The following is a 12,664-nucleotide window of genomic DNA, read 5'->3' on the forward strand; positions in this document are numbered from 1 at the left end:
TATGGTTAAAAAGGGGACTCCCATTACGAGAATCCCCTTATCTGTTTTATGAAATTACACTGGAATGCATCAGCCCTTGACGCCGCCTGCCGAGATCCCGTCGATGAAGGAATCCTGGGCGCAGAAGAACACGATCAGGGAAGGGATGATGGTGATCAGGGACATCGCCAGGATACGGTTCCACTGGAAACCCGTATCGCCGTCCATGGACATACGCAGGTAAATGGAGTGCGTATATTTCGTCATGTTGGAGATGTAGATTAACGGTCCCTGGAAGTCGTTGGAGGTCCACATGAACTGGAACAGCGCACAGGATACCAGCGACGGTTTTAACATCGGGACGATCACATACCACAGGGTCTTTAAGGAGTTGCAGCCGTCGATCTTGGCCGCCTCCTCCAGCTCTCTCGGGATACCGCGGAGGAACTGCACCAGCATGAACACGAAGTAGGTATCCGCCGCAAACAAAGACGGTACGACCAGGGGCAGATAGGAATCTGTCCATCCCCAGCCATTGTACATGATGTACTGCGGCGCATTGAGCACTACCTGCGGTAAAAACAGGGTGGAGATCATCAGGGAGAACAGGATCCCCTTCCCGATGAAATTGAACCTGGCAAAACCATATGCGGTAATGGTTGCGGAGATCACCGTAAAGATCACCTTCGGGATCACAATCTTGTAGGTGTTGATCATGGAACTGATCAGGCTGATCTTTCCTCCATAGCTCTTAAACGCGTTATTGTATCCGTCGAACACCGGATTCTTCGGCCAGAACCATGCGCTTGTGAAGATCTCCGAGTTGGTCTTAAAGGTAGCTCCCACCATCCAGATCAGAGGATATACCATAACAAATCCAACGATGACCAACAGGACATAGCGCAGACATGCGCTGAGTTTTGTTTTCTGCTCTCTTGTCATACCATCTACCTCCCATCCTCATCAGAATAATAAACCCACTTCTTCTGGCTGATAAATGCTACTGCGGTCAATGTCATTACGATCACAAACAGTACCCATGCCTGAGCGCTCGCCATACCCATCTTGTGACGCAGGAACGCGTTGTTGTAGATCAGCATGGAGATCAGGGTGGTGGCTCCGTTGGGGCCGCCCTTAGTCACCAGATACGGTCCGTTGAACTCCTGGAACGCCTGGCAGAGCTGTGTGATCAGGTTGTAGAAAATAACCGGCGTGATGATCGGCACGGTAATGCTGAAGAACTGTCTCCACTTGCCTGCGCCGTCGATGGAAGCCGCCTCATAGAGATCCTGGGACACTCCCTTTAATGCCGCTAAAAAGATGACCATCGCCGAACCAAACTGCCACACACGCAGCAGGATGATCACGAACAGGGCGCTGTTGGCCCCTGCCATCCAGTTGATCTTCTCGCCGCCGAACAGGGTGATCACCGTATTGATCAGGCCGTCGGTATTGAAGATAGCTCTCCACAGGATCGCGATCGCGATGGAGCCGCCCAGGATCGACGGGATGTAGTAAGCGGTACGGAAGAAATTAACTCCCTTTAACTTAAAGTTCAATATGTACGCGATAAATAATGCAAACGCCAGTTTTAACGGCACATCGAAGATCGCATATTTAAACGTGACCTTAAATGCACGCATGATGTCCTCATCGGTGAATATCTTTTCATAGTTCATCATTCCGGTCTTTGTAATCCCTGTAAACAGATCATAGTTTGTAAAGCTGTAGTACAAAGAAGACCCAAACGGATATACCTTAAATACCAGGAATCCGATCAGCCACGGTAAGATGAAAAAGAAGCCGGCATTTTCAGATAAAATCTTGCTGAAGCTTTTTTTCTGCATACGGTTACCTCCTGTATATATGTTATTGGGCGGATGTGCTCTCACAGCCGCTTTATATCTTTAATCCCCCTGCCAGTTCCCCATACTTTTCCTCCAGGACGGCCTTCTTCTCACAGGCAGTCCTAAGGGCGTACAACAACTGGTCTCTCTCGGCCTTTTCCGGGTAAACCGCCTCACAGCCTTCCTCCCGGCAGATCCGCCTGACCCGTTTCAGCTGCTCTTTCAAAATATCGCAGAGCGCTCTGTAATGCTCATAAATCTCTTCCGACATCCCGTCGATGGTATCCGCAAGAAGTTTCATCTGCTCCGGGCTTAAATCCCCCTGGCTTCTAAACCAGGCCACAATGCCGGCATACTGCTCTTTCTCTTTTACAGCACATTTTACATCCATGGTCTTTCCTTTACAGAAGCCGCCAAGGTTGCCCTCTGGCGGCTTCAAGTCCTGCTTTGATGTCGGTTTATATCAGGTTATATCAGTTCCCCATACACTCGTTGATCCCGTCGATCAGATCCTGGGCAGCCTTCGCGCTGTCGATGTCGCCGGAGCTGAGTTTGCCGAATACTTTGTAGTAAACGCCATCCGGGTTCGCTTTCAGATCGTTGTGCTCAAACTTGGAATCCAGCGGGAATGGGCAGTAATCCAGAACCTTTGCATTGGCCTCTTTTACAAGAGCATCGCCCAGGCCCTTCTCGTTCAGGATCTCTACAGCAGCCCTGGAGCACGGAATACCACGCTCGGTAGAGCTGATCTCAACGCCTTCCGGATCATTTAACAGGAAGTTGATGAGCATTGCAGCCTCCTTCGGATGCGCGGAGCTTGCAGACACTGCCAGGCCCATGGAGATCTTGGTAAATCCGCCCTTGTGATCGCCGAACTTGATAAAGTCGCCGATGACAAATTCCTGCCCCGGTTTATTGGTGGACTCTACCACTGCCTTCTGGCACTTGCTTGCGGCGGAATCCCACTCAAAGATACCCGCGTACTTGCCGTCGATCCATTTTGCATTCTTATCCAGAGAGTCTGCCATGTCGCCCTGGATCGTAGCGATGGTCGGGATCGCATGAGCTGCTTCCAGCTCGCACATGAAGTCCATGCCCTTCTGGATCTCCTCCACGGTGTAGTTAAGCTCACCGTTCTCTACCCACGGCTTGTTGTAGATGGATTCCAGATAATATACCATGAAGATGATCCTGTCGTACTCGCCCAAAGCCAGCGGATAATAATCTTCATTAAATGCCTTGAACGCTGCGCCTGCCGCCATCAGGGATTCCGTATCGGTCGGGATCGGACATCCTACCTCATCGAAGGTGGTCTTGTTCCAGTAGAACAGACGTCCGGTCAGCGCCACCGGCACTGCCATCAGCTTGCCGTCCGCCTTGCACAGCTCTAAAGAGCTCTCCGGGAACTGGGTCAGATCCAGTACGTCCGAATAATCCTCCAGGTTTGCAAAGTTGGTCCCGTTGCCGGAATAAGACTCGATCCAGTTCCAGTTGATCTGCATCACGTCTGCGGAATTGCCGCCCAGGATATTTAAGGACTGCTTCTCCTCCCAGCCGGTCCATGCGCCGTACTCCGGGGTGACATTGATATTCGGATATTTCTCCATAAATGCTGCGATCGCTTTCTCAGTCGCCTCATGTCTGGAGTCGCCGCCCCACCAGGAAAAGGTTAAGTTTATCTGCTCATCAGAGCCTCCGTCCGCCTGGGCTGCGCCGCCTGCCTGGTTTTCACCTGCTGCCGGTGCCTTCTCGCTGCTGGCGCTGCTGCCGCCACATGCGGTCAGGGACATTGCTGTAACTGCTGCCATTGTCAGTGCTACTGCCTTTTTCATGTTTCTTCTCATAAGATCTGTCTCCCTTTCTTTTTGTTTTCACATGTCCGCATATCCTTGTTTTAAGTGATAAGTGTTTTGCCTGTTTGCAAAGGTTTGCAAGTATGTGATAAAAAATTATGCACTTCTGCCATTTGTAAGTGGTTACAAATCAGTTTTAACTAGCAGTCATGCATTGTCTCTGTTGATGTTTTTACTATATCACTGTTCATTGCTCATGTCAATTGGTTAAATCGCTTACTTTATTGCATTTATTTTGTGCATATTATCCAATTCAATTCCTCTGCATTTTATGATACTATAGACTATATTGCAAACGTTTGCGTCTCCATCGGGTTTTTCTGTCCATCAGGCGGCGCATCCGGACTATATGATGAAAAGGAGCTGATCGAACATGAAGATCCTCGACCGCTACATCCAGCAGCTGCTGGAAAAAAGCAGCCCTCAAAAGCCCGTCTGGAATATCGAAAAGATCCGGCAGGGAGCCAGACCATCCTGGAACTACATGGACGGATGTATGATCAAAGCCATACTGGAGCTTTACCATATTACAAAAAAAGAAGCCTACTTAACCTTTGCCGACCATTTTATCGACTACTTTGTGGAGGAGGACGGCTCCATCAAATCCTACCGTCCCGAAGAGCACAACCTGGACAATGTGAACGCCGGCAAGACCCTGTTCGACTTATACGAGCTGACCGGAAAAGAGAAATACCGGAAGGCCATCGACACCGTATACAGCCAGCTCACCACCCAGCCCCGCACCTCCACCGGCAATTTCTGGCACAAGGAGATCTATCCGAACCAGATCTGGCTGGACGGCCTTTACATGGCTCAGCCCTTCTATATGCAGTACGAGCTGACCTACCATAACGGAGAACACTGCCTGGACAGCTACAGCCAGTTCATAAATGTGTACAATCTGATGAGGGATTTAAGGAATGGCCTTTACTACCACGCTTATGATGATTCCCGCCAGGCATTTTGGTGCGACAAGGTGACCGGCCTGTCTGATAACTTCTGGCTCCGTGCCCTGGGCTGGTACGCCATGGCCCTGATCGACACCATGGAAGTCATGCCGGAGGACCGCCTGGGAGATGAGAAAAAAGAACTGAACCGCATCTATAAAGAATTGATTGATTCCATGCTGCCTTACCAGGATGATGAGACCGGCATGTGGTACCAGGTGGTAAACCACGGCGGCATCGCCCCCAATTATCTGGAGACCTCCGGCTCCGCGATCTTCGCTTACGCTATTATGAAAAGTGTGCGGCTGGGATTCCTTGAGGATGCTTACTATGGTTTCGGGAGAAAAGCCTTCGACGGCATCTGTGAGAAATATCTGTCCGAGGTAGACGGGGAACTTCAGTTGGACGGCATCTGCCTGGTAGCCGGCCTGGGGAACCGTGAGATGCGCGAAGGCACCTTCGACTATTATATGCGGGAACCGGTGGTGAAGAATGAGGCGAAAGGCATAGCGCCTCTGATCCTCGCCTATATCGAGACTTTATTTCATGAAAAAACGCTGTGATGAATTGCTCCACCCACAATATCAAGATCTCATAAATTAAAACTCCTGCGAGGGAATCTTCTCATCTCCTCGCAGGAGTTTTATTATCCATGTAATGCCACTGCCAGATTCAGATACCCGGCAAATGTGATCCATGCCAGATACGGGATCATCAACCACGCTGCCTCCCTGGATATCCGGGCAAATTTTCGGATCGTCTCAAATACAAGATACCACAGCAGGAGCAGCCAGAAAAATGCCACCCAGTATGCCCCGGCCCGGAAATACAGGACCGGCCAGACAGCATTGACCGCCAACTGCGCAAGATACCATTTCAGCGCAGACTTTTTCTCCGGTGATCCTGACCGGTATATCAGCCATGCTGCAATTCCCATAAGGATGTACAGGATGGTCCATACTACCGGAAAGACCCAGCCGGGCGGCGCAAGCGGCGGTTTGTACATACTCTCATACTGTTCCATGCTGCCTGCCACCAGGCTCCCTGCAAGGCCACCTGTCCCCAGGCTTACCGCAAGGCTGCACAGCAGTTCAAGCCACTTCTTTTTCATATCAGCATTCTCCTTTTCGGAATTGATGTTCCTTCCAGGGTTACACTGATAGTTTATTCCGGACAGACCGGAACCATTCTATATTTTGCGCTTCAGGCCTCTCAGATACGCTTTCCTGTCAGACGGGATCTGATAGCTCTCCACCGCCTTCTGTATACACTTGTTATGGACCCACGGCTCCAGCCGGTTCTGCTCCAGCCAGGGCAGCGCCGCATCGTACTGCTTTGTCAGCGCCGTCGCAAAATACCAGGCAACCGCCATCCGGATATAGTATTCCTCCAATTGAACCGCCGCCAGCTCAAGATATTCCGGCTCAAATTCCGTTTCCAGATAAAACCACATCAGCATACGGATCCCATAGCGTACCGTGTAGACCTTATCCGAAACGAGCCATCTGCGGATATGCTCCAGCAGCTCCGGCAGGTGGCTTTTAAAAACCTTCGGGGTGACCAGGTCACAGGTGGCCCAGTTGTCTACATAGGGCAGGAACTGCTCCAGCTGTTCTGCGCAGGCCTCAAAGTCCCGCACCTGCTCGATCAGGAAACCGTGCAGATTCCATTCCTCATAGTACTGATGGGGGAGTTTTTTTAAGAATTCCTCCTTCTCCTGCTGCCGGAAAAGCTCTTTTGCCAGTTTGCGGAGCTGCGGGGTACGCACTCCAATGACCGTCTCCGGATTCACATTGGGTATCAGCCTGCTGTTGAAATCGCGATACTTTAAATCCTGCATTTCAAACAGGCGCTGCTGCACATATCGCTCCATATCCATTTATACTGTCCCTCCGGCTCCGCTGCCTTCGTCGTTTTCGTCAATTTCACCTTCCACGCGATCCAGCAAAAATTCCGCAAGGACCGCATTGCTCACATCCACGCCCAGCTCTGTCAGGCGCACGCAGGGCGCCTCCATCTCGATCAGCCCCTGCTCCTGCAGCTTAGGCAGCACGTCTCCGTACACATTCCACAGGTTATGTCCGAACCGCTCCAGGAATTCACTTCCCGACACCCCCCGCATCATGCGCAGGCCCAGGAACATGAATTCCTCCATCCGGTCCTCCAGGCTCAGCTCTGTTATATCCCGGGCGGCAGCTCCCCCTTCATAGAGGTTTAAGGACAGATATTCCTCCAGGTCCCCGGTGTTGTGATAACGGTGTCCAAAGGTATAGGACGACGCCCCCAGGCCCAGCCCCAGGTACTCCACGCCGGTCCAGTAACCGATATTGTGGCGGCACTCAAACCCGGGCCGGGCATAGTTGGATATCTCATACCGCTCATAGCCCTGGGCCGCCATCATCTCTTTCGTCAGATGATAGATCTCCCGGTCCGTCTCCTCGTCAGGCAGATCCGGCAGATCCCCGCGCCACGAGCTCGCCCTCGCCGCGTCTGCCTCCTTATCTGCCTTCGGTGCGCCTGCCGCATCCTCTGCCGCCGCTTTTCCAAACCGTTCGTAAAACGGCGTCCCCTCCTCAATGATCAGGCTGTAGGCGGAAATATGCTCCGGCTTCAGCATCATCACCTTGCGCAGGGTTGTCTTCCAGGAATGCACATCCTGTCCCGGCAGCGCCGACATCAGGTCCACGTTGATATTGGTAAACCCTGCCTGACGCGCCCTCTGGTAACTCTTTAAAAATTCATCATAGGTGTGGATCCGACCCAGATATCGAAGCTCCTGGTCATCGGCGGACTGCAGTCCAAGGCTTAAGCGGTTGATGCCGCTCTGAAGATAGGACTCCAGCTTTTCCATCGTCAGAGTACCCGGATTGGCCTCCACCGTGATCTCCGCCCCCTCTGCGATATCAAAGCATTCGTAAAGAGCGGCAAACAGCTCCTCCATCAACTGGGCAGGCAGAATAGACGGAGTACCGCCGCCCACAAAAACCGTGGTCACACGATACCCCGCAAAATTCTCGCTCTGCCCGTAGATCTCTTCGATCAGCTTGTCCACGTATATCTGGTAAGCCCGCTCCGGCGCCGCAAAGGATAAAAAGTCACAGTAAGCGCATTTGCGTGCGCAAAAAGGGATATGAATATACAATTCCAGTTCTTTTTTATTCATCGTCTAATTTCAGTACACTCATGAATGCCTTTTGCGGGATCTCTACATTGCCCACCTGACGCATCCGTTTCTTTCCTTCTTTTTGCTTTTCCAACAGTTTTTTCTTTCTCGTGATATCGCCGCCGTAGCACTTGGCAAGCACGTCCTTGCGCACTGCCTTGACCGTCTCGCGGGCAATGATCTTGCCGCCCACCGCTGCCTGGATCGGGATCTCAAACAGATGGCGCGGGATCTCCTCCTTCAGCTTCTCACACATCCGCCTGCCGCGTTCATAAGCAGAATCTGCATGGACGATAAAGGACAGGGCGTCCACTTCCTCTTTGTTGATCAGGATATCCAGCTTCACAAGCTCCGACCGCTCATAGTCCTTCATCTCATAATCGAAGGAGGCATAGCCGCGGGAACGGGATTTTAACGCATCAAAGAAATCATAGATGATCTCATTGAGCGGCAGGTCATATTTGAGCAGAGCGCGCGTCTCCTCCATATACTCCATGCCGTTGTATATACCGCGCCTCTCCTGGCACAGGGTCATGATGGCTCCCACAAACTCGGTCGTCACCATGATCTCCGCGCTGACGACCGGCTCCTCCATATACTCAATCTCCGTCGGGTCAGGCAGGTTGGACGGATTGGTCAGCTCCAGCATCTCCCCGTTCTTCTTGTGTACGCGGTAAACAACGCCGGGCGCCGTGGTGACCAGGTCTAAATTGTACTCGCGCTCCAGCCTCTCCTGGATGATCTCCAAATGCAGCAGCCCCAGGAATCCGCACCGGAAACCAAAACCCAATGCCACTGAGGTCTCCGGCTCAAAAAACAGGGATGCGTCGTTTAACTGCAGCTTCTCCAAGGCATCCCGCAGATCATTGTATCTGGCGCCGTCCGCCGGATACAGGCCGCAGTACACCATGGAGGTGACTTTCTTGTAACCCGGAAGCGGCTCGGCGCAGGGCCTTGCGGCATCTGTGATCGTGTCGCCCACCCGGGTATCCTTCACATTCTTGATGCTGGCGGTGATATAGCCTACCATACCGGCGCTCAGGCTCTCGCAGGGAACGAACTGGCCGGCTCCGAAGTAGCCTACCTCCACCACATCCTCCTCCGCTCCTGTAGCCATCATGCGGATGCGGGTCCCCTTCTTCACCGTGCCCTCCTTGATCCGGCAGAACACGATCACCCCTTTGTAGGAGTCGTAGAGGGAATCGAAGATCAGCGCCTGGAGCGGAGCGTCCGGGTCTCCCGTGGGCGCCGGGATCTTGTGGACGATCGCTTCCAGCACATCCTCCACGTTCAGGCCGGTCTTGGCGGATATCTGGGGCGCGTCATGGGCTTCGATGCCGATCACGTCCTCGATCTCGTTGGCCACCCACTCCGGCTGGGCGCTGGGCAGGTCGATCTTGTTGATGACCGGAAATACATCCAGGTCATGGTCCAGGGCCAGGTACACGTTCGCCAGGGTCTGGGCCTCGATGCCCTGCGCCGCATCCACCACCAGGATGGCGCCGTCACAGGCTGCCAGGCTGCGGGATACCTCGTAGTTGAAGTCCACGTGTCCCGGAGTATCGATCAGGTTAAAAATATATTCTTCTCCATCCTTCGCGCGGTACACGGTACGCACCGCCTGGGATTTGATCGTGATGCCGCGCTCCCGCTCCAGATCCATATTGTCCAGCACCTGGGACTGCATCTCCCTGCTGGTGAGAAGTCCGGTATGCTCGATGATCCGGTCCGCCAGGGTGGATTTGCCGTGATCAATGTGTGCAATGATACAGAAATTGCGGATTTTGCTTTGGTCCATTACTGCCATATAGTAATTCCTTTCTGAATTCGTACTGTTCATTGTAAAACTATAGCATTTTTCTAGCTTCCTTGCAACACTATATCTAAAAGTTCCGCCAACGGCTCCATGGCGTTTAAGGCTTCTTCGGATGTGTTGTTCTGTGCGCCCACCTCGATCAGAGCCGACCGCGGACGCAGGTGCAGATTGTAGCGAAGGCCCTTTAGATAGATCTTCCGGGTAAAACCCGGGTACCTGCCCGCCGCCGCAAGCTGCATCTGAAAACCGAACGCCAGGTTCTCCTCCAGATAAGGATTGGGCAGATATTCGATGGCCCCCTCCGGAGTCCGGCTCATGCCCTGGAAGAACATGATATTGGCCGTGGGCTTTCCGTTCACCTCATGCACCAGGTGCAGGCTCTCCTTAACCCCGTCCCGGTGCAGATCCAGAATGACCTGGATCGTAGGGTTTTCCTGTAAGATCCTGGTGATCCCCTCCAGAGCATAGGTGTAAGCCCGGTTCCGGTCCAGCTTTCCGCCCTGGATGTCATAGGTGCCTGTATCATGGATGACATTCCAGCCTTTGGCCCGCAGAAGCTCAGCCAGATAATCCCCGTTGCCCACCACCGTTGCGCCGGGATTTGACGGTCCAAAGTCCGCGTATTCCTCCTGGGAGTGGGTGTGGTAGATCAGGATCTGCGGCACGGAGCTGTCTTTTTCCAGCTTGAGGTCTGTCCCCAGCAGTGTCTCCGCCTTCATCACGTCACGCCCTGCCGTGGTTGAGGTATGGACGCTGTAAAAATGCTTCATCAGATAATCGTAGTCCTGAAGCTGGGCCATGGTGATCTGGGAGCCCGCCGCCAGAGCCGAAGCGGCAGCCGCGGCATCTCCTCCACCTGCGGTTCCGGTCCCGCCTGCGCCGTCTGCCATCCCAGCCCCGCCGGAACCAGCCCCACTGCCAGCTTTGGTCCCCCCAGAGCCATCTGCCGTACCGCCCCCATAAGCGTCTCCCGCCAGATCCGCCGCGGATACCAGCCCTGCCGATTCCGGCCCGTCCGCTCCTGTATTTTCAGACAAAAACAGGTATCCGTATGTATCATACGCATACCTGTATTCCTGGTAGATTTGATAGGACGGGTCCTGCCCGTACACGGTCTTTGTCTCTGTCAGGGTTGCCGCCGGATAGCGGACCTGCAGCAGCGCCAGAACCAGTACCTCAAGAAACCAGCTTAAGGATTTACTCAAACCGGACGATTTCCTTTTTCAGCCTTTTCATAATCTTCTTTTCCAGTCTGGATATGTAAGACTGGGAGATACCAAGTAAGTCCGCCACCTCTTTCTGTGTCATCTCCGTTCCTTCTGCATCCTTCAGCCCGTACCGCAGCTCTACGATCTTGCGTTCCCTCGGGTTTAACCGGCTGATCGCCGCTTTTAAGAGTTCCTTTTCTGTCTCATCCTCCAGGCCCCGGTAGATGATGTCCTCATCAGTCCCCAGAATATCCGACAAAAGCAGTTCATTGCCGTCCCAATCCACGTTCAGAGGCTCGTCGATGGAAACCTCCATCCTTGTCTTGTTGTTCCGCCGCAGATACATGAGGATCTCATTCTCAATGCAGCGGGAAGCGTAGGTCGCCAGCTTGATATTCTTTGCCGGGTTGAAAGTGTTGATCGCCTTGATCAGCCCTATGGTCCCGATCGAGATCAGGTCCTCCACCCCTACGCAGGTGTTGTCGAATTTCTTTGCGATGTAGACCACCAGGCGCAGATTATGTTCGATCAGAAGGGAGCGCGCCTCCTTCTCCTCCTCCGTCCCCAGACGGGCTATCATCTCCGCTTCCCTCTTGCTGTCCAGCGGAGGCGGCAGGATGTCTGCGCCTCCTATGTAATGCACTTCCCCCTGCTTCTGCCACAGCATCGTCTTAAACGACGACGTTGCCTTAAATTGAAATCGGTTCGGTATGGAAACCTTTACTATCATTGTTCTATCCTCCAAGTTTATGTCTCTGATCTTATTCTTGAGTTTCCGCATTTTGCAGCGGCGGTGGCCGGGGAACAGAGAAAAAGCGGTTTTGCTCTGTTCCCCGGCCGCCGCCGCTGCAAAATGCGGAAACTCAAGTCTTACTGTTCTCCATGCAGAAGCATTTCGTACTGATGCCGGGATGACAACGGTTCCCGGCTTATGGCAAGCCACGGCTTCTCATAACATTTCACCAGCTTCCCCTCCCGGACCACATCCATCTCATCCACCTGGATGCCCGGCAGCATTCCGTATCCGGTGCCAACGCTGCGGAAGGGAATATAAATAACACGGGAAACCTGCCCACACAACCCGCGGCATGCTTCATAAGTAATCACATGGACCGGCTGATGGCCGTAAGGCTCATACAGCTGGTTTCCCGTATCCCACAATGCTTTTACAGTTTTTGTATTTCCACGGTAATGCAGGGTCACCTGACACAAGTGCTCCTGCATCCGGGTTTTCTCCCTAAAGTAATCTGCGCACGCACGGCCTCCAAAAAAAATACCGGCCGCCACACAGGCTGCTGCCGGAAACTGCCATTGGCCTGCCGGACGGAGCCCCGCCAGATACCATGCAGCCGGGACCATGTCCCCCACAAGGCCAAAGACTCCGCCTGCTGCCGCACTGACCAGCCAAAGTGCCAGCAGGCTCCGGAAAAACTCACGAAACGGTTTTCTGCCAAACGCCAGAAGCACCATCATGCTTCCCGCAAAGAACCAGGTGAGCCCCCATTCCATCCATCCGGGCATTCCAGGAAGAAATACCATCACACATGCCCACGTTCCGCCGGCGGCGGCTGCCATCAGGAGCCGGAGATAACGCCGCAGATATTTTCCCTGCACACTTTTTCCCGGCGTCGGCAGATGCAGGATCTGCTTCACAAGCAAAAGCAGCAGGTAATCCATCACAAAATTGATGATAAAAAATACATCCAGATAAAATGTCACTGTCACTCGCGGGGCCTCACCTCCTTCTTTCATCACGCTGTCTATTATAATCATTCTCAGGAGCAAATTTTGTCAAAGAGGCGGGGTGCCATGTCTTTTTTTTCACGACAAAAAAAGACAGAAAACCCTGCA

At 53.0% G+C, this 12,664-nt stretch carries 12 protein-coding genes; 1 reads left to right on the top strand and 11 read right to left on the bottom strand.

Annotated elements, in window-relative coordinates; genetic code table 11:
* Positions 1-69: 69 nt before the first annotated feature.
* The 4 genes from AB1I67_RS19935 to AB1I67_RS19950 all read right to left on the bottom strand — a co-directional run bounded on the left by AB1I67_RS19935 (position 70) and on the right by AB1I67_RS19950 (position 3,670).
* Positions 70-921 (bottom strand): carbohydrate ABC transporter permease, encoded by an 852-nt coding sequence (locus tag AB1I67_RS19935; protein ID WP_367031917.1) that lies wholly within the window; start codon positions 919-921, stop codon positions 70-72.
* 5 nt (positions 922-926) lie between these two features.
* Positions 927-1,826 carry a sugar ABC transporter permease gene (locus AB1I67_RS19940; RefSeq protein WP_367031919.1) on the bottom strand — a complete coding sequence of 300 codons (900 nt, stop codon included), beginning with the start codon at positions 1,824-1,826 and terminating at the stop codon, positions 927-929.
* 52 nt (positions 1,827-1,878) lie between these two features.
* Entirely contained in the window at positions 1,879-2,217 is a 339-nt protein-coding gene (locus AB1I67_RS19945; RefSeq protein WP_367031920.1) for a hypothetical protein, read from the bottom strand.
* Positions 2,218-2,299: 82 nt separating this feature from the next.
* Positions 2,300-3,670 carry an ABC transporter substrate-binding protein gene (locus tag AB1I67_RS19950; RefSeq protein ID WP_367031922.1) on the bottom strand — a complete coding sequence of 457 codons (1,371 nt, stop codon included), beginning with the start codon at positions 3,668-3,670 and terminating at the stop codon, positions 2,300-2,302.
* 382 nt (positions 3,671-4,052) lie between these two features.
* Between AB1I67_RS19950 and AB1I67_RS19955 the strand changes: the two genes are divergently transcribed.
* Entirely contained in the window at positions 4,053-5,189 is a 1,137-nt protein-coding gene (locus tag AB1I67_RS19955) for a glycoside hydrolase family 88 protein (protein WP_367031923.1), read from the top strand.
* A gap of 83 nt (positions 5,190-5,272) precedes the next feature.
* Here the strand turns inward: AB1I67_RS19955 and AB1I67_RS19960 are convergent, their stop codons facing one another.
* The 7 genes from AB1I67_RS19960 to AB1I67_RS19990 all read right to left on the bottom strand — a co-directional run bounded on the left by AB1I67_RS19960 (position 5,273) and on the right by AB1I67_RS19990 (position 12,538).
* The gene (locus AB1I67_RS19960; protein WP_367031924.1) at positions 5,273-5,737 is read right to left on the bottom strand and encodes a TspO/MBR family protein; all 465 of its coding nucleotides are present in this window, start codon (positions 5,735-5,737) and stop codon (positions 5,273-5,275) included.
* Positions 5,738-5,815: 78 nt separating this feature from the next.
* Entirely contained in the window at positions 5,816-6,505 is a 690-nt protein-coding gene (locus AB1I67_RS19965) for a DNA alkylation repair protein (RefSeq protein WP_367031925.1), read from the bottom strand.
* Positions 6,506-7,789: a radical SAM family heme chaperone HemW gene (gene hemW / locus AB1I67_RS19970; protein WP_367031927.1), complete on the bottom strand. Its 1,284-nt coding sequence runs from the start codon at positions 7,787-7,789 to the stop codon at positions 6,506-6,508.
* The gene (gene lepA / locus AB1I67_RS19975; protein ID WP_367031928.1) at positions 7,782-9,596 is read right to left on the bottom strand and encodes a translation elongation factor 4; all 1,815 of its coding nucleotides are present in this window, start codon (positions 9,594-9,596) and stop codon (positions 7,782-7,784) included. The genes hemW and lepA overlap by 8 nt, the downstream gene beginning before the upstream one ends.
* 53 nt (positions 9,597-9,649) lie before the next feature.
* Complete coding sequence (locus tag AB1I67_RS19980) at positions 9,650-10,810, bottom strand: stage II sporulation protein P (protein ID WP_367031930.1); 1,161 nt, start codon at positions 10,808-10,810, stop codon at positions 9,650-9,652.
* Positions 10,803-11,543: an RNA polymerase sporulation sigma factor SigE gene (sigE, locus tag AB1I67_RS19985; protein WP_367031932.1), complete on the bottom strand. Its 741-nt coding sequence runs from the start codon at positions 11,541-11,543 to the stop codon at positions 10,803-10,805. Before sigE ends, AB1I67_RS19980 begins: the two co-directional genes overlap by 8 nt.
* Before the next feature lie 140 nt (positions 11,544-11,683).
* Entirely contained in the window at positions 11,684-12,538 is an 855-nt protein-coding gene (locus tag AB1I67_RS19990; protein WP_367031934.1) for a sigma-E processing peptidase SpoIIGA, read from the bottom strand.
* Positions 12,539-12,664: the final 126 nt, after the last annotated feature.

Source organism: Clostridium sp. AN503, from assembly GCF_040719375.1.
Taxonomy (GTDB): domain Bacteria; phylum Bacillota; class Clostridia; order Lachnospirales; family Lachnospiraceae; genus Brotaphodocola.